The sequence below is a fragment of the Terracoccus luteus genome (assembly GCF_003635045.1).
GTDB classification, from domain to species: Bacteria; Actinomycetota; Actinomycetes; order Actinomycetales; family Dermatophilaceae; genus Terracoccus; species Terracoccus luteus.
This window is the reverse complement of sequence record NZ_RBXT01000001.1, coordinates 2824107-2849661: the sequence shown is the minus strand read 5'-3', so window position 1 is coordinate 2849661 and position 25555 is coordinate 2824107. Positions and strand designations below refer to the sequence as shown.

Here is a 25555-nt window from a genome sequence, read left to right as displayed (position 1 = left end):
CGACGGTCAGGCGTCGAAGCGGTCGGCGGGGGCGGCGGTGCCGACGACGGAGGAGGCCGACCGCCCGCCGGGCCGACCGGCATCCTGACCGGTGGGCACGCCCTGCTCGCGATCGTCGGTCTCGGAGTCGTCGGAGGCCGAGGGGGTGTCCTCGACGTCGGACACCTTGGTGTTCGGCATGAGCACGCCGGCCACGATGGACAGCACCGCGGCGACGACGACGGCGAGGAACACCGCGTGCGAGCCGAGCTCGATGCCACGCTTCGGGTCGCTCTGGCCGGCGATGACGTTGTTCGCGACGGCCCCGAAGATGGCGACGCCGACCGCGCTGCCGACCGAGCGCATGAACATGTTGGCGCCGGTGATGACGGCGCGCTCGTTCCACGGCACCGACGCCTGCGCGGCGATGAGGGTGGGCGCGGCGACGAGCCCGAGGCCGAGGCCGACGACGAAGCACGAGACCGCGACGGCGGGGATCGACGCCGACCCCGACGAGGTCAGCCACAGCAGGGCGGCCCCGACGGCGGCGACGACGAGACCGATGACGGCCGTCGGGCGGAAGCCGACGCGCAGGTACAGCCGACCCGACTGCGACGCCGCCAGCGGCCAGCCGAGGGTCAGGGCTGCGACAGCGAGCCCGGCGACGACGGGCTGCACCCCGAGCGAGCGCTCCACGAACGTCGGCACGTACGAGGTGAGGCCGATGAGCACCACGCCCACGCCGAGGGAGATGAGCAGCGTCGTGACGATGAGGCGACGGCTGAAGATGGCGAGCGGCAGGATCGGCTCGGCGGCCCGGCGCTCGATGAGGACGAACGCGACGAGCAGGGCGACGCCGACGGCGAAGCCACCGATGCTCTGCCACGAGGCCCACGCCCACGCCTGGCCGCCCTCGAGGACCGCGAGGATGAGCAGCGTCAGCGACAGGGTCAGGGTGACGGCACCCGCGTAGTCGATGCGGTGACGCACTCGCTCGACCTTCTCGTGGTAGCTGCGCGAGAGCATCCACGCGGCGACGAGGCACAGCGGGACGTTGACGAAGAAGATCCAACGCCACGAGGTGAACTGCGAGAAGACGCCGCCGAGACTCGGGCCGACGACCGACGACACGGCCCAGACGCTCGCGATGTAGCCCTGCGCCTTGGCCCGCTCGGCGACCGTGTAGATGTCGCCGGCGATGGTGATCGAGACGGGGAGCACGGCGCCCGCGCCGAGCCCTTGAACCGCACGCATGATGATGAGAGAGCCCATGTCCCAGGCGATCCCGCACAGCAGGGAGCCGGCGAGGAAGAGCGCGATGCCGATGAGCATGACGGGTTTACGGCCGACCGTGTCGGCGAGCTTCGAGTACACCGGCACCGACACGGCCTGCGCGAGCAGGTACACCGAGAACAGCCACGGGAACTGCGTCAGCCCGCCCAGCTCGTCGACGATGGTCGGCACGGCGGTCGCGAGGATCGTCGAGTCGAGCGCGATGAGGGCGGTCGCGAGCATGAGGGCGATGAGCACGGGTCCGCGCTCGGAGCGGAAGCCGACGCCGGCGCCGGTCTCGGTGGTGGTGGTCGACACGGTTCTCCTGGTGGGGTTCGTGCTCTGGGCGCGCCGGATCGCGGCGCCGTACGACCTTCGTGCAACACGCGGCCGGTCGTTTCATTCCCCGTCGGGCTCCGCCGCGACCATCGGGTGGACGCTGGTCGGCGTTGGGAGCGGCCCCGGTTTCGGCCCGGACGTCGTGAGTACCGAGGATGCCGAGGATGCCGGGAATGGCGCGGTCGCGTCGCCGGTTGCACCCCTCGTGACCAGCACCCTCGACGCCACCAGCCAGACCCACGACAGCGTGGACCACACCGTGGACGACGCCGGCACGGACCGGCCGCTGCTCCTGCAGCCGCTGACCCTGGGCGGGACGACCTTCCGCAACCGGGCGTGGGTCGCCCCGATGTGCCAGTACCGCGTCGAGCGCGAGGACGGGGTCCCGACCGACTGGCACCTCGTGCACCTCGGCGCGCGGGCGCAGGGCGGGTTCGGCCTCGTGCTGACCGAGGCGACCGCGGTCGTGCCCGAGGGCCGGATCAGCCCGCAGGACACCGGGCTGTGGAACGACGAGCAGGTGGAGGCGTGGTCGCGCATCACCACCTTCATCCGTGAGCAGGGCGCCGCCTCGGGCGTGCAGCTGGCCCACGCCGGGCGCAAGGCGTCCACGTACCGCGACTTTCCGGGCGAGCCGCGCGGCACCGTCCCCGGCGACCGCGGCGGCTGGCCGACGGTCGCACCCTCCGCAGAGGCCTTCGCCGACTGCGCGGCCCCGGCCGAGATGACCCACGACGACGTCGACGCGCTCGTCGAGGCCTTCGCCGCGGCCACCCGCCGCGCCGACCGGGCCGGCTTCGACGTCGTCGAGATCCACGCCGCCCACGGCTACCTGCTGCACGAGTGGCTCTCGCCGCTGGCCAACCACCGCACCGACGAGCTCGGTGGCGACTTCGAGGGCCGGGTCACGGTGCCGTTGCGCGTCGTCGACGCGGTCCGCGCCGCCTGGCCCGAGGACAAGCCGCTCTTAGTGCGCATCTCCGCCACCGACTGGGTCGAGGGCGGCTGGGACCTCGAGCAGTCCGTCCGCCTCTCCCGGCTGCTCGCCGAGCGCGGCGTCGACCTCGTCGACTGCTCGAGCGGCGGCGCGGTGCCGGGTGCCGAGATCCCCGTCGGGCCCGGCTACCAGGTGCCGCTGGCCGCCGGTGTGCGCGAGGGCGCGGACGTCCCGACCGGTGCCGTCGGCCTCATCACCGAGCCGAAGCAGGCCGAGCAGGTGCTCGTCGACGGGGAGGCCGACGTCGTGCTGCTCGCCCGCGCCGCCCTGCGCGAGCCGGCGTGGCCGCTGCGTGCCGCGCACGAGCTCGGGATGCCGTGGCAGGAGGCGCCGTACCCCGCCGCGCACGCGCGCGGCCACTGGCACGACGCCCGCTGAGGCAGAGCGGGACAGGCCCGGCCGCCGTCGGTCGGCCGGGCCCGTCGACCGCCGTCCGCTGCCGTCGGTCGGCCCCGGCTGACTGACGGCGGCCCCGGGTGGGCATGGGTGTCCCCATGAGCGACGACGCCCGCCCCTACTCGCGCCAGGAGTCGAGCGGGGCCCGGCTCGACCGCAACTTCAACGAGCAGCTGCAGGAGCTGCGCGTCGCCCAGGCCGGCGTGCAGATCATCTTCGCGTTCCTGCTGTCGATCCCGTTCCAGCAGCGCTTCACCACGCTGACCGACCTGCAGCGCCACATCTACATCGTCACGCTCGTCTTCGCCGCCCTCAGCGTCGTCCTCTTCGTCGCTCCCGTGGCCGCGCACCGCGTGCTGTTCCGCGAGGGCGTCAAGGACTTCATCGTGCGGTACACCGCTGTGCTCACGGCCTGCGGTCTCGGGACCCTCGCCGTCACCGTGCTGGGCGGCGTCGTGCTCGTGCTCGACGTCCTGCTCTCGCACACCGCCGCCCTGTGGACCGGTGCCGCCCTCGGCCTGCTCGCGCTCGTCCTCTGGGTGGGGGTCCCGTGGACGCGCCGCCGCCGCACCCCGCCGGGCAAGGCCGACGTCGACGACGGCGTGTCACCCCGGGGCGGTCAGTCCCCGAAGATCCCCGGGTAGGCGTTGAGCGCCGGCTGCCCGCCGAGGTGGGCGTAGAGCACCGTCGAGTCGCGCGGGATCTCGCCCGAGGTGACGAGGTCGACGAGACCGGCCATCGACTTCCCCTCGTACACGGGGTCGATGATCATGGCCTCGAGCCGCCCGGAGAGCCGGATCGCCTCGACGGTCGACTCGACCGGGATGCCGTAGAGGTCGCCGGCCCAGCCCTCGAGCACCGTGATCTCGTCGTCGCGCAGCTCGCGCTGCAGCCCGATGAGGGATGCCGTGTGGCGGGCGATCCGCGCCACCTGCGCCCGCGTCTTGTCGATCGTCGCCGACGCGTCGATGCCAATGACCCGGCGAGGCCGCCCACCGGCATCCTCGAGCTCGGCGAAGCCGGCGATCATCCCGGCGTGCGTCGACCCGGTGACGGTGCACACGACGACGGTGTCGAAGAAGACGCCGAGCTCGTGCTCCTGCGCGGCGACCTCGTGCGCCCAGTTCGCGAAGCCGAGGCCGCCGAGGTGGTGCTCGGACGCGCCGGCCGGGATGGCGTACGGCGTGCCGCCGGCCGCGGTCACCTCGTCGATGGCGTCCTGCCACGACGTGCGGATGCCGATGTCGAAGCCCGCGGGGTCGAGGCGCACGTCGGCGCCCATGATGCGGCTGAGCAGGATGTTGCCGACGCGGTCGTTGCCCACGTCGTCCCAGTCGACCCACTTCTCCTGCACGAGGCGACAGCCGAGCCCTAGGTGCGCCGCGACCGCCGCCACCTGACGGGTGTGGTTGCTCTGGAAACCGCCGATCGAGACGAGCGTGTCGGCACCCGAGGCGAGCACGTCGGGGACGATGTACTCGAGCTTGCGGGTCTTGTTGCCGCCGTAGGCCAGCCCCGAGCTGACGTCCTCGCGCTTGGCCCAGACCTGCGCCCCGCCGAGGTGCTCGGTGAGCCGGCGCAGCGGGTGCACGGGGCTCGGCCCGAAGGTCAGGGGGTGACGGTCGAAGTCGCTGGTGGCCATTCGGTTCTCCTGCGGTGCGCACGGTCGGGTGGGGCGCGCCAGTATCGCCGCCGGATGCCGGGGGGCGGGCTCCCGTCTCGGCGCGAGCCGGTCGCCCGGCTGGGTGGAGGTGAAACCTCGCGGTCGGGCGCGCCGTACTACCTGGACCGGATGCCGGGGCCTCCGGGTGGAGGTGAAACCTCGCGGTCGGGCGCTTCGCTTTACCTCCACCCGGTGCCGGTACCGCTGGGTGGAGGTGAAGGGCGACCAGAAGTGGTCGTGGAACACCTCCACCGGATGCCGGGGGGTGCGTCAGGCGGTGGCCTGCTCCTCGCGGCGCACCTCGAGGCGCGACATGACCGGGGTCGCGAGGATGCCGTGGACGAAGACGGACACGACGATCGTGAGGGCCAGGGTCGACCACATCCAGCGCTCCTCGGCGAACTCGTGCTCGCCCGCGGCGTACGCGAGGTAGAAGATGCAGCCGACGCCGCGCACGCCGAAGAACGAGGTGGCGAGTCGCTCGGCCCGGTTGAGGCCACCGGGCACCGTCTCGGGTCGGGGCCGCACGACGAGCGCGACCCAGCCCGCGAGCGGTCGCACGACGAGCACGAGGGCGAGGGCGATCACGACGCTGCGCCAGTCCATCGCCCCCAGCAGGCCGTTGCTCATGGCCATGCCGAGCAGCAGCAGCACCATGAGTGTCAGCAGCCGCTCGAGCCGCTGCACGACCCCGTGCATGAGCTCGTGGTAGGCGCTGCTGCGCTCGTTGGCCCGCAGCGTCATGCCGCAGACGAAGACGGCGACGAAACCGTAGCCGCCGACGACCTCGCTGAGGCCGTAGGTCGCGATGAGGGCGGCGAGCGCGAGCAGCGGCTCACCCTGCTCGGCGAGCCGCAGGGAGCGCTGCGAGGCGTTGAAGGCGACCTTGGCCAGCACCCAGCCGACGGCCATGCCGACGAGCACGCCAAGGACGAGCTTGCCGACGAGCTCCCACGCCGCCCAGCGCGCGAGCAGGGGAGCGGAGGCGCCCGACGCCGCGAGCAGCAGGGCGAGGTGCACGAAGGGGAAGGCGGTGCCGTCGTTGAGCCCGGCCTCCGAGGTGAGGGCGAAGCGGACGTCGTCGTCCTCGTCGATCTCGTCGTCGACCGGGTCGTCGTCACCCTGCCCGTCGGCCCGCTCCACCCGCGGCCCCTCGACCTGCACGTCGCTCGCCAGAACCGGGTCGGTCGGGGCGAGGGCCGAGGCGAGCAGCAGCGCGGCGGCCGGCGCGACCCCGAGCGCCCAGCCGAGGCCCCACATCGCCGCGATGGTGAGGGGCATGGCCACACCGAGCAGCCGCCAGGTCGGCGACCACGCGGCCCAGCTCCCGCGACGCAGCAGCCGCAGCGGCCGGTCGATGGCGAGCCCGACGCCCATGAGGGCGACGAGCACCGTCAGCTCGGTGACGTGCTGGATGTCGGGGCGGATCTGCACGGGGTCGAGGCTGAACCCGTCCGGCAGCGGCAGCCGCCCGATGACCGCACCGACGAGCAGCAGCACCATGGCCGCCGACACGGCGTAGCGCTCGAGCAGCGAGGGCAGGACGACCGCCAGCAGCAGGGACAGCCCCGCGATGAGATAGAGGACGTTGCTCGACACGTGCGCTGCGCTCCTTCACCGCACGCGCTCTCTGCTCCGTGCCGCAGGTGGACGTACCCCACCGGCCGGCAGGCTCAACCACGACGAGCTCCGCGGCGGCACCCCGGCGGCGGCCCGGCGGCGGCCCGACGGAGCCACGACGGCATCCGGGACGGCGGAGCCGGCGCGAGGGTCAGCGCTCGTCGAGCATGACCTCGATGGCGTAGTCCTGCGCCCGGTAGCTGTGGTCGCCGTACTCGACGGGGGAGCCCTGCGCGTCGAAGGCGCTACGGGTCATCGTCAGCACGGGCTGGGAGCCCCGCAGCCCGAGGTGTCGCCGCTCGGCCGTCGTCGGGGACCTGGCGCCGATGCGCTGGTGGGCGACGACGGGACGCGCGCCCCGAGCTCGCAGCAGCGCGTAGAGACCGTCCTGCTCGAGGTCGGCGGCGGTGAGGTCGGAGTAGGCCGGCGGCAGCCAGTTGCGCAGCAGGGCGAGCGGCGTCGACCCCGCGCGACGGAGCCGGCCGATCTCGAGAAGGGGGGTGCCGGGCGGCAGGTCGAGGGCCCGGGCGGCGACCTCGTTCTCGACGACGGCGTGGTGCAGCACGGTGGTCGTCGGCTCGGTGTCGCCCTGCGCGCGGAGGTCGTCGTAGAGGCTCGTGAGCCCCACGCGCCGGTGGATCTGGCGCTGCGCCACCGTCGTGCCCAGCCCCCGCCGGCGCAGCAGCAGGCCCTGCGCGACGAGCTCCTGGATGGCCCGGCGCACGGTCGGCCGGGAGAGGCCGAGCCGGTCGGCCATGGCCAGCTCGTTCTCGAACGGGTCGCCGGGCTCGAGGCGCCCCGAGACGACGGCGGCCGTGAGCTGCTCGGCGAGCTGGTGGTAGAGCGGCACGGGGGACGCGCGGTCGATGACGACGTCCACCGGTGCCTCCATGGGTGGATGGTAGCCGCGGTGAGACCTGCTGTCCTAATGTCCTGACATACTGTTGACACGGCATCTGTCGTGGGACAGCATCGACGCCGGGCGCACCGCACCCATCGCGCTCATCGCAGGCGTGGGCACCGGGCCCGGAAGCCGGGGCCCTCGCGCCGCCCCAACCGACACGTCACCAAGGAGGGCCATGCGCATCGGTCTGGCCGGTGTCGGTCGCATCGGCGCCTTCCACGCCGAGACCCTGATGGGCCTCGACGCGGTCGACGAGCTCGTCGTCACCGACCTCGACGTCGACGCGGCCCGGGCGGTCGCCGAACGGCTCGGGGCGACGCACGCCGCCACGGTGCAGAACCTGCTCGCCTCCGGCGTCGACGGTGTCGTCGTCGCCACCGGCACGGCAGGGCACGCGCCGCTGGTGCGACAGGCGGTGGCCGCGAAGGTACCGACGTTCTGCGAGAAGCCACTCGCCGCGACGCTCACCGAGACCGTAGAGCTGGCCGAGCTCGTCGAGGCCTCGGGGGTGCCGGTGCAGGTCGGCTTCCAGCGCCGCTTCGACCGCGCCTACCAGCGGGTGGCCGCCGCCGTCCGGGCGGGCGAGCTCGGCACCGTCCACACGATGCGGGCCAACACCCACGACCAGTCGCCGCCGCATCCCGCCTACATCCCCACGAGCGGCGGCCTGTTCCGCGACTGCTCGGTGCACGACTTCGACGCCGTCCGGTACGTGTCGGGCCGTGAGGTGGCGTCCGTCTTCGCCACCGGCGCCAACACGGGCGCGGCCTTCTTCGGCGAGGCCGGCGACGTCGACACGGCGGCCGCGGTGCTCACCCTCGACGACGGCATCCTCGTCACCGTGACCGCGACGCGGTACAACGGCGCCGGCCACGACGTCCGCCTCGAGGTGATGGGCAGCGAGGGCACGCTCGGGGTCGGCTTCGACGACTCGCTCGCCGTCACGTCGGCCGAGCCGGGAGCCGCGCAGCCGAGGGGCCCGCGGCACCGGTCGTTCATGGAGCGCTTCCTCCCCGCCTACCGCGCCGAGCTGACCCACTTCGCCGCGTTGGCGCGCGGCGACGCCCCGTCCCCGTGCACCGCGACCGACGCCCTGCAGGCCTTCCGGGTCGCCGAGGCGTGCGAGCTGTCGCGCCGCGAGCAGCGCGTGGTCACCCTCGACGAGATCGCGAGCCCGTCATGACGAGCGCCCCCACCCCCTCGACGCACGACGGCGACGGCGCCTACGACGTCGTCGCCATCGGGCGCACCGGTGTCGACATCTACCCCTTGCAGCACGGCGTCGGCCTCGAGCAGGTACGCACCTTCGAGAAGTTCCTCGGCGGCAGCGCCACGAACGTCGCCGTCGCGGCCGCCCGCCACGGTCGGCGCGTGGCCCTGCTCACCCGCACCGGCCAGGACGCCTTCGGCCGGTACGTCCACGAGGCCTTGCGCGGCTTCGGCGTCGACGACCGTTTCGTCACTGCGGTAGCGGGGCCCCCGACCCCGGTGACGTTCTGCGAGGTCTTCCCGCCCGACGACTTCCCGCTCTACTTCTACCGCTACCCGACCGCGCCCGACCTCATGATCGAGGCGAACAGCCTGCCGCTGTCGGCGATCTCGGATGCCGGGGTGTACTGGTCGACGGTCACCGGCCTCTCTCAGGAGCCGAGTCGCGCCGCCCACTTCGCCGCGTGGGAGGCCCGGGGCCGGCGGCCGCACACCGTGCTCGACCTCGACTACCGGCCCATGTTCTGGGCCGACGCGGCCGAGGCGAGCGAGCAGGTCGGCCGGGCACTCGACCACGTCACGGTGGCCGTCGGCAACCGTGAGGAGTGCGAGGTCGCCGTGGGCGAGACCGAGCCGCAGCGGGCGGCCGACGCCCTGCTCGAGCGCGGAGTGGAGCTCGCCGTCGTCAAGCAGGGACCCAAGGGGGTGCTCGCCGTGACCCGCGACGAGCGCGTCGAGGTCCCGCCGTTCCCGGTCGAGGTCGTCAACGGTCTCGGCGCCGGCGACGCGTTCGGCGGGGCTCTCTGCCACGGGTTGCTCGAGGGGTGGTCGCTGCGTCGCATCCTCGAGTTCGCCAACGTCGCAGGGGCGCTCGTCGCGGCCCGGCTCGAGTGCTCGACCGCGATGCCCACCTCGATCGAGGTCGAGCAGCACCTGACCCCCGCCCCGGACGCTCCCGGGCGGCAGCCGGTCCCGTCGTCACCCGCCGCACCCCAGGAGTCCGCATGACCGCCGTGTCCCCCCTCGCCCCGACGCCTCGGGTCGCGGTCGCCGACCTCACCGAGATCCGGGCGCGGGAGCCGCACCGCATCGCCGCGGCCTGGGCCGCGCGGTCGCGCCGGCCGCTGCTCGGCGACGACGGCCGGCTCCTCGTCGTCGCCGCGGACCACTCGGCCCGCGGTGCGCTGGGCGTGCGGGGGGACGCGACGGCGATGAACAGCCGCAGCGAGCTGCTCGGACGGCTCGCCACGGCCGTCTCGAGGCCGGGTGTCGACGGGGTGCTCGGCACTCCCGACATCCTCGACGACCTGCTGCTCATGGGCGTCCTCGAGGACAAGGTCGTCATCGGGTCGATGAACCGGGGCGGGCTGCAGGGGGCCAGCTTCGAGCTCGACGACCGGTTCACGGCCTACCGGGCCCGCGACATCGCGGCCCAGGGCCTGGAGGGCGGCAAGATGCTCACCCGCATCTGCCTCGACGACCCGGCCACGGTGCGCACGCTCGAGGCGAGCGCCTCCGCGGTGACCGAGCTCGCCGAGGCCGGGGTCATGGCCATGGTGGAGCCCTTCCTCTCCGAGCGGGTGGGCGGCCGCCTCGTCAACCGCCTCGACCCCGACTCGACCATCAGGTCGATGCACGTCGCCGCGGGCCTCGGGGCCTCGAGCGCGCACACCTGGCTGAAGCTGCCCGTCGTCGACGAGCTCGAGCGCGTCATGGACGCGACGACGATGCCGACCCTGCTGCTGGGCGGTGACCCGCAGGGTGACCCGCAGGACACGTACGCCGCATGGGGGCAGGCGCTGCGGCTGCCCGCCGTGCGCGGTCTCGTCGTCGGCCGCGCCCTACTGTTCCCGCCCGACGGCGACGTCGCGGCCGCCGTCGACGTCGCGGCCGAGCTCGTGCACGGACCGCAGGGGCAGGGGACCCCGTGACCGGCAACGAGCGCTGGGTGCGGCCGTTCGGCTCCGCTACCGCCGACGGCTGGGACGTCGTCGTCGACGACAGGGTCGACGGCTGGGCGCACACCGCACTGCACGTCACCACTATCGAGGACGGCGCGAGCCGCACCCTCGCGCCCGACGCGTGGGAGCGGCTGGTGGTGCCGCTGGAGGGGTCGCTCGCCGTCGCGGTCGTCGACGCCGAGGGCAGCAGCGCGTCGTGCACCCTCGCCGGGCGCCCGTCCGTGTTTGCCGGGCCTACCGACGTCGCCTACGTCTCGCGCGACGCGTCCCTCACCGTGACCGCCGTGGGCGGGCACGCCCGGGTCGCCGTCTGCGGCGCCCGGGCCACGCGACCACTCACCCCGGCTCTGAACCACCTGCCCGTCGGCGACGTCCCCGTCGAGCTGCGGGGGGCCGGCACCGCGTCGCGCGAGGTGCGCAACTTCGGCGTCCCTGGAGTGCTCGACGCCGACGCGCTCATCGCGTGCGAGGTCGTCACCCCCGGCGGCAACTGGAGCAGCTACCCGCCGCACAAGCACGACGATCACCGACCAGGGCAGGAGAGCGAGCTCGAGGAGGTCTACTACTTCGAGGTGGCCCCCGAGGCCGGCTCACCGGCATCCGCCGGCGCCGACCCCGTCGGGTACCAACGGGTCTACGGGACCGACGAGCGTCCCATCGACGTGTTCGCCGAGGTGCGCACCGGCGACGTCGTGCTCGTGCCGCACGGCTGGCACGGACCGGCGATGGCCGCCCCCGGCTACGACCTCTACTACCTCAACGTCATGGCCGGCCCCGGCCCCGAGCGGGCCTGGCTCATCTGCGACGACCCCGCCCACGGCTGGGTGCGCGAGACCTGGGCGACGCAGCCGACCGACCCCCGACTGCCGCTGGGAGGCACCCGATGACGCAGGCCCCCGACCCCACCGCCCCCACCGACACGGCCGCCCCCGGCACCGTCCGGCTCACGGTCGCGCAGGCGGTCGTCCGCTTCCTCGCCAACCAGTGGAGCGAGCGCGACGGCGAGCGGCAGAGGCTCTTCGCCGGGTGCCTCGGCATCTTCGGCCACGGCAACGTCGCCGGGATCGGCCAGGCCCTACTGCAGAACGAGCTCGAGCACGAGCTCGAGCACGGGCCCGAGCGCGAGCCCGATCGCGTCGGCGGGGCCGACGAGGGCCACCTGCCCTACGTCCTCGCCCGCAACGAGCAGGCGATGGTGCACACCGCCGTCGCGTACGCCCGGCAGAAGGACCGCCTGCAGACGTGGGTGTGCACGGCCTCGGTCGGCCCCGGCTCGACGAACATGCTCACCGGGGCGGCGCTCGCCACGATCAACCGGCTGCCGGTGCTGCTGCTGCCCTCGGGCACCTTCGCCACCCGGGTCAGCGCGCCGGTGCTGCAGGAGCTCGAGGCGCCGTACGCCGCCGACGTCACCGTCAACGACGCCTTCCGGCCGCTGTCACGCTTCTTCGACCGGGTCAGCCGGCCCGAGCAGCTGCCCTCCGCCCTGCTGGCCGCGATGCGGGTGCTCACCGACCCGGCCGAGACGGGGGCCGTGACGATCGCCCTGCCCCAGGACGTCCAGGCCGAGGCGTTCGACTGGCCCGTCGAGCTCTTCGCCCCGCGGACGTGGCGCGTGGCCCGCCCGGTCCCCGAGGCGGTCGACGTCGCGGATGCCGTGTCGCTGGTCCGAGCGTCGAGGCGCCCGTTCGTCGTGGCGGGCGGTGGGGTGCACTACTCCGGCGCGGAGGAGGCGCTGGCCGCGCTCGCCGAGCAGACCGGCATCCCGGTCGGGGAGACGCAGGCGGGCAAGGGCTCACTGCCCCACGGCCACCCGCAGCTCATGGGCGCGGTCGGCTCGACGGGCACGACGGCGGCGAACGCCCTCGCCGCCGAGGCCGACCTCGTCATCGGCGTCGGCACACGGTGGAGCGACTTCACGACCGCGTCACGGACGGCGTTCCAAGACAGGGGCGTCCGCTTCGTCAACGTCAACGTCGCGCGTTTCGACGCCGGCAAGCAGGCCGGACTGCCCGTCGTGGCCGATGCCCGCGAGGCCCTCACAGCGCTCGCGGCCGCCCTCGGTGACCATCGCGTCGACGAGGCCTACCGTGCCCGGCAGGGCGAGCTGTGGGCGGAGTGGGACTCCCTCGTCGAGGCCACCTACGACCCGCCCGCGTCGGCCACCGACGCGCTCGCCGACGGCCTGCTCACCCAGGGCGAGGTGATCGGCGCCGTCAACGAGCTGACCGACCCGCGCGACGTCGTGCTGTGCGCCGCCGGGTCGATGCCGGGCGACCTGCACAAGCTGTGGCGCGTGCGCGACCGCAAGGGGTACCACGTCGAGTACGGCTTCTCCTGCATGGGCTACGAGGTGCCGGCCTCGATCGGCATCCGGCTCGCCGACGAGTCCCGCGACGTCTTCGCGCTCGTCGGCGACGGGGGCTACCTCATGATGCCGACCGAGCTCGTCACCGCGGTCCAGGAGCGGGTCAAGGTCGTCGTCGTCATCGTGCAGAACCACGGGTTCCACTCCATCGGCTCGCTCTCGGAGTCGCTGGGGTCTCAGCGGTTCGGGACGCGCTACCGGTACCGCGGCGAGGGCACCGGCCGGCTCGACGGCGACGTGCTGCCGGTCGACCTCGCCGCCAACGCGCGCAGCCTCGGGGCGCACGTCATCGAGGTGCACTCGCGGGACGAGCTGGCCCGGGCGGTCAAGGAGGCGAAGGCCGCCCCCACGGACGGCGGTCCGGTCGTCATCCACGTCGAGACCGACCCGCTGGTCCACGCCCCCGACAGCCGCAGCTGGTGGGACGTCCCGGTGAGCCAGGTGTCGGCGATCGAGAGCACCCGGACGGCCTACTCCGACTACGCCGGGCACAAGTCCCACCAGCGGTCGCTCGTCGCGCCCGTCCCGCCTTCTCCGCCCGACTCGCCCTGACGGCATCCGGCCCCTGTCGCCATCGGCCACACCGCGCTCAGCCTTCGACATCACTGTCTCGCACCGCTTTCCGAGAGGACCGCTCCACCATGGCCGACGACAAGGCCCGCAACACCGACCCGCGATACAGCAAGCTGACGATCGGGGTGTGCCCCGACCAGTGGGGTGTCTGGTTCCCCGAGGACGACAAGCAGATCCACTGGGAGACCGCACTCGACGAGATGGCCGAGGCCGGCTTCTCGGTGATGGAGACCGGGCCGTTCGGCTACTTCCCGAAGGACCCGGTGCGGCTGAAGGAGGAGATGGACGAGCGCGGCTTCCGTGTCGTCGCCGGCACCGGCTGGGGCATCCTGCACCAGCCGGAGGCGTGGGCCGACACCGAGAGGACCTTCCGGGCCATAGCCGAGACGCACGCCGCCGTCGGCGCCGAGTACGTCGTCCACCTGCCGCCGATGTTCCGTGACGAGAAGACATGGGAGTACACCGACGACCGGGTGCTGTCGACGCAGGCGTGGAACGACTACATCCGCAACGCCGACCGCCTGGGCCGCATCATGAAGGAGGACTACGGCCTCCAGATGGTGCTGCACCCCCACGGTGACAGCCACATCGAGACGCCCGAGGACATCGACCGCATCTTCCAGGCGACCGACCCCGAGTACGTGGGCTTCTGCCTCGACACCGGTCACGTCGTCTACGGCGGCGGCGACCCCGTCGAGCTCGTCCGCCGGTACCCCGAGCGCATCTCGTACGTGCACATCAAGGCCATGGACCAGGCCCTCGTGAAGCAGGCCCACGACGAGGACTGGCCGTTCGGCCAGGCGGTGGCGAAGGGCTGCTCGGTGAAGCCGCCGGCCGGGGCGCCCGACATGCCGTCGCTCGTCGACGCCCTCGCCGACCTCGACAAGGAGCTCTACGTCGTGTGCGAGCAGGACATGTACCCGTGCGACCCGAGCGTCCCGTTGCCGAACGCCATCGAGACGCGGGAGTACCTCGCGTCGGTCGGCCTCGGCCGACGGTGAACCGGAGCTTCACATGACAGTCCGCATCGGCATGATCGGGCCCGGCGGCATGGGCCAGGCGCACATCGACCGCATCCACACCGTCATCGCCGGCGGCCGCGTCGTGGCGGTCTCCGACGTCGACGAGGCGCGCGCGACGGAGGTCGCGCGGCGCATCAGGGGCACGAGGTACGCCTCGTCGACCGAGCTCATCGCGGCCGACGAGGTCGACGCCGTGATGATCTGCTCGTACGGACCGGCCCACGAGGTCGACGTGCTCGCCTGCATCGCCGCCGGCAAGCCGGTGCTGTGCGAGAAGCCGCTGACGCCCACGGCCGATGCCGCGCTGCGCATCATGGAGGCCGAGCAGGCGGCTGGACGCCGGCTCGTCACCGTCGGCTTCATGCGCCGCTTCGACCGCAGCTACCGCGAGATGAAGGCACTGCTCGACTCGGGCGAGCTCGGCGAGACGCTCATGGTGCACTGCGCGCACCGCAACCCCACCGTGCCCGACTTCTACACGTGGGACATGGCCATCAACGACACCGCCATCCACGAGATCGACACGATGCGGTGGCTGCTGGGCGAGGAGTTCGTCTCGGCCCGCGTCGACAAGCCGAGGAAGACGAGCCTCAGGGCGCCCCACCTGCAGGACCCGCTCGTGCTCGTGCTCGAGACGGTGTCGGGGGTCCGGGTCGACGACGAGATCTTCGTCAACTGCCAGTTCGGCTACGACATCCGCTGCGAGGCCGTCGCCGAGCGGGGGACCGTCTCGCTCGCCGACCAGAACGCGGTCGTCGTCCGCGACGGCGGGGGTCGGCGCAACGGCATCACGCGCGACCACAACGACCGGTTCCGAGGCGCGTTCGTCACCGAGGTGCAGGAGTGGATCGACGCCGTCGCCCGCGGCGAGCACACCGGCTCGACCGCGTGGGACGGCTACGCCGCGGCCAGCGTGTGCGATGCCGGCGTCAAGGCGCTGACCGACGACGGTGTGGTCGCGGTGCACATGGTCGACAAGCCCGCCTTCTACGCCTGACCCGAGAGGGCCGAGCGAGCACGAGGGCGGGTCACCGGCATGCTGCCGGTGACCCGCCCTCGTCTTGTCGTGGCGCCGAGCGGCACCGCCGGCTCAGCTCGCGGTCTGCAGGGCCTTGAGCTCCTCGCGGGCCGACACGATGGCGGCGTGCTGGCGCTGCACGACGTCGCGGAAGCCGTCGCTGAGGTCCTCCTTGAGGCCCTTCTCGTACTCGGTCACCGCGTGGTCCTCGCCCGACACGGCCGCACCGAGCACGCCCGAGGCGTCGTCACCGGTGAGGGCGTCCTTGAGCGACATCCAGCCCCGGTGCAGTGCAGCGAGGGCCGAGCCGCTCTCGTCGACGTCGTCGCCGTACTCGTGGCCGAGGCCGACGATCTCGCGGCGGAACTCCGCACGCTGCTCCGACAGGCGCTGCATGGTCGTCGCCCACTCGGCGTGCTCGCTGTCGCGAAGCTTCTCGGCCGACTGCGCGTAGCCCTTCTCGCCGTCCTTGAGCGTCTCGACCAGCTCCTTGGCGACCTTCTCGTCTGCAGACATGCTCACTCCTACGTTCTGGGGGTTGGTGGTTCACGGGTGACCTACCCGTTCGGCACGCCCGCCCTACCCGACGACCGGCCGACCGGATGCCGGTGGGCACGCCGAACGTTCCCCGGCTCAGTCGTCCATCGCCTCGATCCCCAGCTCGGCGAGCTCGCCCGAGCTCGCCCGGATGCGCGCGACGAGGTCGGCGGACGGTGGCTCCCAGCCGTGCACCTCCTCGACCACCCGCACCGGCTCGCGCGTGCGGTACGAGCGGGTGGGGTTGCCGGGGAAGCGCTTGTCGGTGACGTTGGGGTCGTCCTCGATGCGTCCGGTCGGCTCGACCCGGTAGACCCGTGGCGGACCGTCGCCGAGGGCGAGCTCGGCCGCCAGCGGGGCCCCGACGTCGGACGCGGTGACGTACACGTGCACCGACGCCCTGCCGGAGCCGTAGTTCGTCGTGCGGCCGGGCACGAGGAGGTCGCCGGGGCGCAGGTCGGCGCGGGTCCCGTGGAAGAAGGGGCCGGCGTCGTCGACGACCCGAGGCGCCGGGGGTGGGTCGCGAAGCAGCACGTCGAGGCGGCGCATGAGGGCGGCCACCCGGGTGCGTCCCTCGGGCGCCCGCGGGTAGCGCGAGAGCACGTCGAGCACGAGGGGGCTCGCCCGGCGGGCGGCCGCCGTCACGACGTACTCCGCCACGACGGGGTCGCCGCCTCGGGCGAGCTCGGCCGCGCGCGCGGCGTGGGCGGCCGCCCCGAGCACGTGCCGCAGCTGGGTCGCCGTCGCGAGGGGGTGCAGGTAGGCAGCCGCCGACGCGTCGCCGCACGCCGTCGCCGCATGGGCCGCCGCCTCGTCCGCCGTCTCCTTCGCGGCCCGGTGGGCCTCGGTGGCCGCCGTGCGCTGCAGCCGGGTGCGCCGTGCGCCGGAAATGAAGACCCGGGCCGCCTCGAGGGCCGCGGCCGGGCGGTCGTCGTCGGCGTGGGCCCGGTCCCAGACGACGAGGGCCGGCTCCGCGCACGCCAGGGCGTACGCCGTGACGGCTCTCAGCTCGTCGGTCGTGAGGGCGAAGTCACCTGAGCCCGTTGCCATCTCGCCTCCTGGTCGTCGTCGTCAGGCAGTGACCGTCGCCAGCTCGGCGAGGTCGTCCTCCGACAGGTGCACGTCGGCGACGGCCATGTTGTCCTCGAGGTGGGCCACCGACGAGGTGCCGGGGATGAGCAGGACGTTCTCGGCGCGGGCGAGCAGCCAGGCGAGACCGACCCTCGCGGCGGGCACGCCGAGCCGGGCGGCCACCGCCTGCACGGCGGGTCGGTCGACCACCTTCGGCATGTCGGGGAACGCCGAGCCGAGGGGGAAGTAGGGGACGTACGCGATGCCCTCGGCGGTACACCGGTCGAGCACACCGGCATCCGACTGGTCGACGAGGCTGAACGCGTTCTGGACGCAGACGATCGCGGTCGTGGCGATCGCGGCGTCCAGCTGCCCCGCGTCGACCGTCGAGACCCCGACGCCGGCGATCTTGCCCTCGTCACGGAGGGCGGCGAGCTCGCCGAGCTGCTCCTCGATCGGCACACCGCCGACGCCGTGCTCGTCCATGCGCCGCAGGTTGACCGCGGTGAGCCGCTCGGTGCCGAGCGACCGGAGGTTCGCCTCGACGTCGGCCCGCAGGTCGGCGGGCGACTGGGCCGGCAGCCACTGCCCCTCGGCGTCACGGCGGGCACCGACCTTCGTGACGAGGGCCAGGCCCGCGGGGTAGGGGTGCAGGGCTTCGCGGATGAGCTCGTTGGAGACGTCGGGGCCGTAGAACTGGGCGGTGTCGATGTGGTCGACCCCGAGCTCGACCGCGCGGCGCAGCACCCGCAGGGCCTCGTCACGGTCGCGGGGCGGGCCCATGACGCCGGGGCCGGGGAGCTGCATCGCTCCGTAGCCGATGCGGTGCACGGTGGTGTCGGCGAGGCGGTAGGTGTCGGTCACCCGTTCGACGGTAGACCTCCGGGCCGGGCCGTGCGAGGCCCGGCCCGGAGGTCGTCGCGCGTGCGGTGCCGGCTCAGTCGCGGCCGCGCTCCCGCTGCTCGTCGGCGACGTGATCCGCGGTCGAACGGGTGAGTCCGAGCACCGACGGCGCCTCCGCCGCGAGGGGCCGCGGCGCGACCCGCGCGCTCTCACCGGGGGTGCCCTTGACGGCATCCAGGAGCAGCGCGGCGGTGCCGTCGCTGTAGCCGCGGAAGTTCGGCTCGATGGAGAACACCGTCGTGCTGCCCGCCCCGACACGGTCGACGGCCTCGACGGCGCTGCCGGCCAGGGTGTCGGTGTCCTCGGCGTAGCCCGACACGAACGGGCTGGCCGGGAACGAGGTGATGACGGCGGCGCCACCGGGGCTCATCTGTGCGTCGCCGTCGTCCCAGAGCGCCCACGTGTTGGCACGAGGGGCGTTGAGCGACAGCAGGGCTCCCGGCGAGACCGCCGTGGCCTCGGAGAGGCCGACCGACGTGAGGCCGAGCGACTTCGCCAGCACCGTGCCGCCCTGCCATGCGACGTAGCGCCCGCCACGGTTGACCCACGACCGGAGGGCCTGGCGCCCGGTCTGGCCCAGGCGGTCGAAGGTGGGCTGGCCGTCGACGTCGGGGACGAGCAGCACGTCGAGGCGGCTCAGGGCCGCCGGGGTGACCTGCTCGGGCGTCAGCGCGGTGTAGTCGAGCTTCCAGTCCTGCTCGAGGCGCCAGCGCAGCCAGCCCGTCGTCTGGTACTGGTACGTCGGCTCGGGACGCTGGTCGATGATGCCGATGCGCGGCGCGTCGGCCACCGGGGCGGCCGTGGCGGCCGGCAGCAGCGCCACGGGGGCGGTCGCCACGTCGAGCCGGGTGCCGGTGGAGCCCCCGCCGACGCCGGCGAGCATCGCGTTGTTCCAGCCGCTGACGTCGTAGAAGTACGGGAACGGCGTGTAGGTGTCCTCACCGAGCATCGCCTGCACCCAGTGCTTCTGCACCTGCGCGAGGCTGACCCAGTAGGTGCCCTTGGGCAGGCGCTGGCTACGCACCGCCTGGCCGTAGGGCTTGTAGTCGGGCACGACGACGCTCGAGGTCAGCCGGCTGACCTCGACCTTCGCCTGCTGCAGACGACGCACGACGTTGCGCGTCTCCGGGTTGTCGCCGGTGAGGAAGTAGCCGCAGACCGGCTTCTTCGGGACGGGGATGAGCACCTCGTTGCCCGGGTTGAAGGTGGCGTTCGGCTCGAGCCGGCACGCCTGACCCTCACGCAGCGCCTGCAGCCAGGTCTGGCGCCACTCGCGCAGCAACCGGGCCCGGTTGGTCGCGCCGGTGTAGAGCGTGGTGATCGCCGACGTGTAGTGGTGGTTGGTCTTGGCCGGGTAGGGGCTGTCGCCGCCCTGCTCGAACGTCATTCCGGCAGCGCCGAACTGAGTCGTGGGCACGGTGTCGCCGTAGCCCTGGTAGAACATGTCGTAGCCGGCCTGGTACGTCTCGAACTTCCAGCCGTTGGCCGTGAAGGCGGCGGTGTTGGCGGCGCCGTAGAGCTTCTCGATCTGCGTGTACTGGCGGTCGGGCGTCTCGTGGTAGACCGGGTCGCTGTTGGGCGGGAAGAAGTAGCCGTTGCCCCCCATCTCGTGCTCGTCGACGTAGAGCTGCGGCGGGTACGTCCACAGCAGGTCGAGCTTGCCGTCGGTCTCGGGCTGGGTGCGCGCGAACCAGTCGCGGTTGAGGTCGAACGAGTACGCGTTGGTGCGGACGTCGTTCGTGCGGCCGTCGGGGTTCTGCGTCGGGATGAGGCCGACGAGCGCGTTGTCGCGGATCGCCTTCGCCACGCAGTCGTTGCGGTCGGCGAGCTGGTAGAGCAGCCGCAGCACCGCGTCGCCGCCCGACGGCTCGTTGCCGTGCACGTTGGCCGAGATCCAGAGGATGGCCGGGGTGCGCGCGACGATGGCGTCGGCGTCGGATGCCGGCGTGGCCGGGTCGCGCAGCTTCGCGAGGTCCGCGGTGATGCGGGGCAGGCGCGAGAGCGTCGTCGGGGAGCCGACGAGGGCGTAGCGCAGCGGCTGCCCCTGCCACGACGTGGCGAAGGTGCCGGTGACGACCCGGTCGCTCGCGCGGTCGACGGCATCCCAGTACTTGAGGATGTCGGCGTTGCTGGCCTGCTTGGAGCCCAGCTCGTAGCCGAGCACCTTCTTCGGCGCCGGGACGGTGCCGTCGTAGGTGGCCGGGGTGTCGAGCACGCCGGCGCAGGACGCGGCGGCGGAGGAGGCCGACGTCGGCGAGGCCGACGGGGGCGACGAGGCCTGCGACGCCGCGGGGGCGACGGTCAGGCCGAGGACGGCGGTGAAGACTGAGGTCAGCACGAGGCGACGACGCATGAGCGCATTGAACTCCTGTCGGGTCGACTCGGCCACCGGAAGCGAGGGCTGCCGGCTCCGGAACCCGTTCTCCCGTGGAGGTTTCTCGTCGCCAGGACGACGGAAGACCTCCACGGGTCGTGGTCCGGACCCGGGCGGGCTAGCGTCGGACCATGAGCGACTGGAACGAGCAGGTCATCGAGGAGTTCCGTGCCAACGGCGGGCACGTGGGCGGCAACTTCGCGGGTGCGCCGCTGCTGCTGCTGCACAGCACCGGTGCGAAGTCGGGCCAGCAGCGGGTCAGCCCGATGATGTACCAGGCCGTCGACGACGGGTGGGCCGTCTTCGCCTCGTACGCCGGCCTCGACGTCAACCCGGCGTGGTACCACAACCTCAGGGCCCACCCCGAGGCCGCGATCGAGGTCGCCGCCGGCGACGGTGACGGCGTCGAGACCATCGACGTCACCGCCCGCGAGCTGGCCCCGGAGGAGCGCGAGCCGGTGTGGGAGACGCAGAAACAGCGCTACCCGGGCTTCGCCGAGTACGAGCGCAAGACGAGCCGGGTCATCCCGGTGCTCGTGCTCACCCGGCGCTGAGCAGTCGCACCCACCGGCCCGCGACGCCGAGGGCGAAGACGCAGAGGCCTGCGACGACGGCCGTCGCGGGGAGGGTGGCGACGAGCACGACACAGCCCGTCAGGCCGACGACCGCCACCACGGCGCCGGCCCTGGTCGCGCCGCCACCGGTGCCCGGGCCACCCAGCCGCAGGGCGGACAGGTTGGCGACCGCGTAGTAGACGAGCACCCCGAAGGACGAGAAGCCGATGACGCCGCGCAGGTCCCCGACGAGCACGAGCAGGCACGCGACGCCGGCCACCGCCGCCTGGGCGCGGGCCGGTACCCGGTGCACCGGGTCGACGGCGGCCAGGCGGTGCGGCAGGTCGTGCTCGCGGGCCATGGCCAGGGTGGTGCGCCCCACCCCGGCGAGCAGGGCCAGCAGCGCCCCCAGCCCGGCGGCCACCGCACCGGCCCGCACGGCGGTCGGCAGCCACGGGATGCCGGTCGCGTCGGCCGCCGCCGCCACGGGGGTCGTCGTCGCCGCCACCGCCTCGACGCCCAGCCCACGCAGCACCGTCACCCCGACGGCGAGGTAGAGCACGACGACGACCCCCAACGCGACCGACACGGCCGCGGCGAGCCGCTCGGGACGGCGGACCTCCTCGCCGAGGGTCGCCACCCGGGCGTACCCGGCGAAAGCGAAGAACAGCAGGCCCGCGGCCTGCAGCACTCCCGGCCACCCGGCCTCCGTGACTGTGATGAGGTTCGTGGCGGCGGTCGACGCCGACCGGTACTGCGACGTCGACGTGCTCGCGCTGACGACGACGAACAGCACCAGCGCGGTGAGCGTCACGACCAGCAGGACGCGAGCGAGCCTGGCCGTGCGGGTGATCCCCCGCACCGTCGCCAGCGTCAGCGCGACCACCGCCGCGGCGGCCACCGCCCGCTGCGCCGCGGTGACGACACCGGCCGGGCCGGGGAGGGCGTACGTCGCGACCGTCAGGGCCATGGCGGCGCAGGAGGCGGTCTTGCCGACGACGAAGCCCCAGCCGGCCACGAAGCCCCACCACGGGCCCAGCACCTCGCGGCCGTAGACGTAGGTGCCGCCCGACCGCGGGTAGCGGGCCGCGAGCCGGGTCGACGACAGGGCGTTGCAGGCGGCGACGACGGCGGCGACGCCGAGCGCGACGAGCACGAGCGACCCGGCGGCCGCGGTCGCGGGGCCGAACACCGAGTAGACGCCGGCGCCGACCATGGCCGAGAGCCCGACGACGACGGCGTCGGTCGTCGAGAGGCGACGCGCCAGCGACGGGCCGTCGGCCGACCCCGAGAGGCCGGCCGACGGCCCGTCCTGCGGTGGCTGCTGCTGCGGCGTCACGCTGGTGAGGCTAGCGGCGTGACGCCCGGGCGGCGGGCGTCAGGAGGTGTGGTGCACCTCCGCGAGCCCGTGGACGGGGGTCTCGAGGCCTTCGTGGCGGGCCTTGAGCTGCAGCGCGAGGTAGATCGAGTAGTGGCGGGACTGGTGCAGGTTGCCCCCGTGCATCCAGAGGTTCAGCACCTGCGTCGGCTTCCACATGTTGCGCTGCTCGCCCTCCCACGGCCCCGGGTCGAGCGGGGTGTCGGACCCGAGACCCCACACCTTGCCCAGCCGGTCGGCGGTCTCCTGGTCGACGAGCTCGGCCACCCACCCGTTCATCGAGGTGTAGCCGGTCGCGAACACGACGAGGTCGGCGGGCAGCTCGGTGCCGTCGGCCAGCACGACGGCATCCTCAGTGAAGTGGTCGACCTGCCCGTGGGCCAGCTTGACGTCACCGTCCGCGACGAGGTCGGCGGCGCCGATGTCGATGTAGTAGCCCGACCCGCGCCGGAGGTACTTCATGAACAGGCCGGAGCCGTCGGCGCCCCAGTCGTGCCAGAAGCCGGCACCCTCGAGCCGGTCGTAGAACTCCTTGTCGACCTCGGCGATCGTGTCGTAGATCGGCTTCTGGAACTCGTGCATGATCCGGTACGGCAGCGAGCTGAAGATCATGTCGGCCTTCTCGGTCGTCACGCCGGCGTCGAGCGCCCGCTCCGAGTAGAGGTCACCGAGGCCGTACTCCATGAGGCTCTGGCTGCGCACGACGTGGGTCGACGAGCGCTGCACCATCGTGACGTCGACGTCGTTCTCCCACAGGGCCGCACAGATGTCGAACGAGCTGTTGTTGCTGCCGACGACGACGGCGCGCTTGCCGCGGTAGGCGTCGGGGCCGGGGTGGCGCGACGAGTGGTGGATCTCGCCGCGGAAGTGGTCGGCGCCCGGCAGCTCGGGCATCCGGGGGCGCCCGGACATGCCGGTGGCGAAGACGAGGTGGGTCGGGCGCAGGGTGAGGGGCTTGCCCTCCCGCTCGACCTCGACGGTCCAGTGGCCCGCCTCGTCGGACCAGCGGGCCGACTTCGCCTCCGTCGAGCTCCAGTACGGCACCTCCATGACCGTGACGTACGACTCGAGCCAGTCGCCGATCTTGTCCTTCGGCGCGAAGACGGGCCAGTTGTCGGGGAACTTCAGGTACGGCAGGTGGTCGTACCAGACCGGGTCGTGCAGGCAGAGCGACTTGTAGCGGCTGCGCCACTGGTCGCCGGGGCGCGGGTGCTTGTCGACGACGAGGCTGGGGACCCCGAGCTGGCGCAGCCGCGCCCCGAGGGCGATGCCGCCCTGGCCGCCGCCGACGACGAGCACGTAGGGCTGGGTGTCCGAGCCGAGGCTCTCGGCCTCCTGCTGGCGCCGCTCGGCCCACGTCACCCGGTCCTTGGCGGCGCCGTGCTGTGCGCCCAGCGGCCGTCGCGCGCCGCGCGGCTCCTCGTGGCCGGCGAGCTCCTGCATGGCGGTGAGCAGGGTCCAGGCCCGGTCCTCGCCGTCCTCCTCCGTGAGGCGCAGCAGTCCGGGCCCGCGCCCCTTCGCACTCTCGAGCTCGACCCAGGCGGTGACGACGCCACCGTCCTCGGTGGCCGGCTCCGTCAGGCGCAACCGCACCGGCGCGGTGTCGTCGAGGGTGGCCGCCAGCATGTCGCGGACGCCGTCGGGGTTCTCGACGGTGATGATGTTCCACGTGAAGGCGATGAGATCCCGCCAGAAGCTCTGCCGCGCGAACAACCCTGCCGCACGGTCGGGGTCCTTCGCCTCCAGCGCCTCGTTGAGCCGGTCGAGCCACGCCTGCGCCCGCTGCGAGGCGGGGTCCGAAGCGGGGTCGGACGCGGGGTCCTGGTCGGGGTCGGTGCGTGCCTCTGCGAGGTCGAGGGTGTCTGTCACGTGCACTCCCTGGGGCCGGGCGGGTCGTCGGTGACCCGCGCTGACGCCAGCCAATCCCGCGCGGCGGGCGCGGTCAATGGGTGAGACCCCCCGCTCACGGCGCCCGGATGCCGCGGGGCCGGGCCACCCGGCATCCTCGACGTCGCGGGTGGTCGGGGTCACCCTCCTCGTGGCGGCCGCTGCGGGCCTCGTGCACGCCGCGTCGAGCGCCTACTGGGGCCTCGGCGGCGACTGGCTACTCGAGACGCTGGGGGAGCGCATCGTCACGACCTTCGCCGACGTGCGCTGGCTGCTGCTCGTCGTGGCGGCGGTCAAGGTGGCCGGAGCGCTCCTGCCGCTGTGGCTCGCCCGTCGGGGGCTCCTGCGGCGCCGGCCCTGGGTCGCGCTGCTGTGGCTCGCCGTCGCCGTGCTCGTGCTGTGGGGCGGGGCCAACACCGTCGTCGGCAACCTCGTGCTGGCCGGGGTGATCACACCGGACGGCGGCTACGACCGGCCCGCGATGGTCGGCCACGCGTGGCTGTGGGACCCCCTCTTCCTGCTCTGGGGCCTCGCCCTCGCCGTCGCGCTGCGGCGGGCGCCACGGCCGAGGTGACACCCGGTCCCTGACGCGGGTCGAGGTATTCCGTCGCAGCCGGGCGCGAGTCCGCACCTCGACCGAATGCCGGCGTCAGCCGCGGGCCGCGACCCACTCGGGCAGGATGCCGCTCGCCAGCACCCGCTCGCGCAGCGGCGTGGCCAGCTCGACGACCCGCTGCGTGCCCTCGAGCCCGAGGTGGGCCCAGCCCTCGAGGGCGAGGTCGTCGGTCTCTCGTTCGACGCGTCGCCGGAAGGCCAGACCGTCGCCGGTGAGGGCGGCGCCGTGCACGAGGCCACGCCGCTCGAGACGTCGCGTACCGGCATCCCACTGCTCGTCGGTCCAGCCGCGGGTGGTGCGCACGAACTCCGTGTTGACCGAGAACAGCCCGCCGAGCACGAGCGACTCGACGGGGTCGAGCCGGTGCCGCAGCAGCACGGCCACATGACCGTCGCCGCGGTGCTCGCGCAGCAGGGTGGCCGCGTGCCAGAGCGCCACGCGCGGGTCGTCGGGGCGGTCGAGGGCGGCGTGGGCGGCGTACAGCGGTCGGCCCGGTGCCGTGAGCCCGTCGCAGGCCGTCGTGGCGAGCTCGACCAGCTCGGTGACGTCGACGTCGCCGACGACCTGCTCGAGCACCCCCGCCATCGCCTGACGCCGGGTGTGCTGCACCTGCTCGGGGGAGGCCACCGACCACGACGCCGGCAGCGCGAGCTCGTGCAGCCGCGGGCTGAAGACGTAGAAGGTCGCCGTCGGGACGGCCGGCCCGACGGGGCCGAAGGCGGCCGACCGGGCGGCGAAGTAGCTGAGGCGTGGGTGCAGCCCGAGGGCGACGTAGGCGTCCCGCACCGCCGGCGCGAAGTACCCGAGCACGTGCAGCGTCTCGAGCGCTCCCCACGCCCGGCGTGACGCCCGGCGCAGCTCGTCGGGCCCGGCCGCGGTGGCGTCGTCGCTCATGCGCCGACCCTATGACGGGG

Annotated in this window: 22 protein-coding genes and 1 pseudogene; 11 read left to right on the top strand and 12 right to left on the bottom strand. The window is 73.3% G+C overall.

The annotated features are described in order from the left end of the window. Positions 1-6: 6 nt before the first annotated feature. Positions 7-1494, bottom strand: coding sequence for an MDR family MFS transporter (locus DFJ68_RS12945; protein WP_121033812.1), 1488 nt, complete (start codon positions 1492-1494; stop codon positions 7-9). Between the two features lie 355 nt (positions 1495-1849). On the opposite strand from DFJ68_RS12945, the gene DFJ68_RS12940 reads away from it, so the two are divergent. Both DFJ68_RS12940 and DFJ68_RS12935 read left to right on the top strand, forming a co-directional pair. Beyond that, on the top strand, positions 1850-2965 hold the full coding sequence (locus DFJ68_RS12940) for an NADH:flavin oxidoreductase/NADH oxidase (RefSeq protein WP_420823673.1): 1116 nt from the start codon (positions 1850-1852) through the stop codon (positions 2963-2965). A 116-nt stretch (positions 2966-3081) separates the two neighbouring features. After that, positions 3082-3627: a DUF6328 family protein gene (locus tag DFJ68_RS12935; protein ID WP_121033808.1), complete on the top strand. Its 546-nt coding sequence runs from the start codon at positions 3082-3084 to the stop codon at positions 3625-3627. Here DFJ68_RS12935 and DFJ68_RS12930 read toward each other — a convergent pair. The 3 genes from DFJ68_RS12930 to DFJ68_RS12920 form a co-directional block, all read right to left on the bottom strand. Beyond that, complete coding sequence (locus tag DFJ68_RS12930) at positions 3603-4625, bottom strand: 1-aminocyclopropane-1-carboxylate deaminase (protein ID WP_121033806.1); 1023 nt, start codon at positions 4623-4625, stop codon at positions 3603-3605. The two genes, DFJ68_RS12935 and DFJ68_RS12930, sit on opposite strands and share 25 nt — an antisense overlap. Positions 4626-4916: 291 nt before the next feature. Next, a complete protein-coding gene (locus DFJ68_RS12925; protein WP_121033804.1) occupies positions 4917-6245 on the bottom strand; it encodes a cation:proton antiporter in 1329 nt (442 codons plus the stop codon). A 172-nt stretch (positions 6246-6417) separates the two neighbouring features. Then, the gene (locus DFJ68_RS12920) at positions 6418-7158 is read right to left on the bottom strand and encodes a GntR family transcriptional regulator (protein ID WP_121033802.1); all 741 of its coding nucleotides are present in this window, start codon (positions 7156-7158) and stop codon (positions 6418-6420) included. 187 nt (positions 7159-7345) lie between these two features. On the opposite strand from DFJ68_RS12920, the gene DFJ68_RS12915 reads away from it, so the two are divergent. The 7 genes from DFJ68_RS12915 to DFJ68_RS12885 all read left to right on the top strand — a co-directional run bounded on the left by DFJ68_RS12915 (position 7346) and on the right by DFJ68_RS12885 (position 15300). Next, positions 7346-8353, top strand: a complete 1008-nt coding sequence (locus DFJ68_RS12915) for a Gfo/Idh/MocA family protein (RefSeq protein ID WP_121033800.1) — start codon at positions 7346-7348, stop codon at positions 8351-8353. Beyond that, positions 8350-9387 (top strand): 5-dehydro-2-deoxygluconokinase, encoded by a 1038-nt coding sequence (gene iolC, locus DFJ68_RS12910; RefSeq protein ID WP_121033798.1) that lies wholly within the window; start codon positions 8350-8352, stop codon positions 9385-9387. Before DFJ68_RS12915 ends, iolC begins: the two co-directional genes overlap by 4 nt. Next, the gene (locus DFJ68_RS12905; protein WP_121033796.1) at positions 9384-10310 is read left to right on the top strand and encodes a Cgl0159 family (beta/alpha)8-fold protein; all 927 of its coding nucleotides are present in this window, start codon (positions 9384-9386) and stop codon (positions 10308-10310) included. The genes iolC and DFJ68_RS12905 overlap by 4 nt, the downstream gene beginning before the upstream one ends. After that, positions 10307-11227 (top strand): 5-deoxy-glucuronate isomerase, encoded by a 921-nt coding sequence (gene iolB / locus DFJ68_RS12900; RefSeq protein WP_121033794.1) that lies wholly within the window; start codon positions 10307-10309, stop codon positions 11225-11227. Before DFJ68_RS12905 ends, iolB begins: the two co-directional genes overlap by 4 nt. Beyond that, on the top strand, positions 11224-13260 hold the full coding sequence (gene iolD / locus DFJ68_RS12895) for a 3D-(3,5/4)-trihydroxycyclohexane-1,2-dione acylhydrolase (decyclizing) (protein ID WP_121033791.1): 2037 nt from the start codon (positions 11224-11226) through the stop codon (positions 13258-13260). The genes iolB and iolD overlap by 4 nt, the downstream gene beginning before the upstream one ends. A gap of 89 nt (positions 13261-13349) precedes the next feature. After that, positions 13350-14282 (top strand): TIM barrel protein, encoded by a 933-nt coding sequence (locus tag DFJ68_RS12890; protein ID WP_121033789.1) that lies wholly within the window; start codon positions 13350-13352, stop codon positions 14280-14282. 13 nt (positions 14283-14295) lie between these two features. Continuing rightward, a complete protein-coding gene (locus tag DFJ68_RS12885; protein ID WP_121033787.1) occupies positions 14296-15300 on the top strand; it encodes a Gfo/Idh/MocA family protein in 1005 nt (334 codons plus the stop codon). Between the two features lie 93 nt (positions 15301-15393). Here the strand turns inward: DFJ68_RS12885 and DFJ68_RS12880 are convergent, their stop codons facing one another. The 5 genes and pseudogenes from DFJ68_RS12880 to DFJ68_RS12865 all read right to left on the bottom strand — a co-directional run bounded on the left by DFJ68_RS12880 (position 15394) and on the right by DFJ68_RS12865 (position 20185). Then, entirely contained in the window at positions 15394-15837 is a 444-nt protein-coding gene (locus DFJ68_RS12880; RefSeq protein WP_121035355.1) for a PA2169 family four-helix-bundle protein, read from the bottom strand. Between the two features lie 117 nt (positions 15838-15954). Further along, complete coding sequence (arr, locus tag DFJ68_RS19100) at positions 15955-16407, bottom strand: NAD(+)--rifampin ADP-ribosyltransferase (protein WP_245963801.1); 453 nt, start codon at positions 16405-16407, stop codon at positions 15955-15957. Between the two features lie 114 nt (positions 16408-16521). After that, positions 16522-16908: pseudogene (locus DFJ68_RS19095) on the bottom strand (putative immunity protein); the annotation flags it as partial. A gap of 21 nt (positions 16909-16929) precedes the next feature. After that, positions 16930-17793, bottom strand: coding sequence for an oxidoreductase (locus tag DFJ68_RS12870; RefSeq protein WP_121033783.1), 864 nt, complete (start codon positions 17791-17793; stop codon positions 16930-16932). A 73-nt stretch (positions 17794-17866) separates the two neighbouring features. Next, a complete protein-coding gene (locus DFJ68_RS12865; protein WP_147431580.1) occupies positions 17867-20185 on the bottom strand; it encodes a M14 family zinc carboxypeptidase in 2319 nt (772 codons plus the stop codon). Positions 20186-20337: 152 nt separating this feature from the next. Here DFJ68_RS12865 and DFJ68_RS12860 point away from each other — a divergent pair, with 152 nt between their 5' ends. Then, a complete protein-coding gene (locus DFJ68_RS12860; protein ID WP_121033779.1) occupies positions 20338-20760 on the top strand; it encodes a nitroreductase family deazaflavin-dependent oxidoreductase in 423 nt (140 codons plus the stop codon). Here DFJ68_RS12860 and DFJ68_RS12855 read toward each other — a convergent pair. Next, on the bottom strand, positions 20747-22099 hold the full coding sequence (locus DFJ68_RS12855; protein ID WP_245963637.1) for an APC family permease: 1353 nt from the start codon (positions 22097-22099) through the stop codon (positions 20747-20749). The genes DFJ68_RS12860 and DFJ68_RS12855 overlap by 14 nt on opposite strands. A 39-nt stretch (positions 22100-22138) precedes the next feature. Next, the gene (locus DFJ68_RS12850) at positions 22139-23884 is read right to left on the bottom strand and encodes a flavin-containing monooxygenase (protein WP_245963799.1); all 1746 of its coding nucleotides are present in this window, start codon (positions 23882-23884) and stop codon (positions 22139-22141) included. Positions 23885-24083: 199 nt separating this feature from the next. Between DFJ68_RS12850 and DFJ68_RS12845 the strand changes: the two genes are divergently transcribed. After that, positions 24084-24599 (top strand): DUF3995 domain-containing protein, encoded by a 516-nt coding sequence (locus DFJ68_RS12845; protein WP_121033777.1) that lies wholly within the window; start codon positions 24084-24086, stop codon positions 24597-24599. Positions 24600-24674: 75 nt separating this feature from the next. On the opposite strand, the gene DFJ68_RS12840 is transcribed toward DFJ68_RS12845, so the two are convergent. Next, positions 24675-25535, bottom strand: a complete 861-nt coding sequence (locus tag DFJ68_RS12840) for an SCO6745 family protein (RefSeq protein WP_121033775.1) — start codon at positions 25533-25535, stop codon at positions 24675-24677. Positions 25536-25555 lie beyond the last annotated feature (20 nt).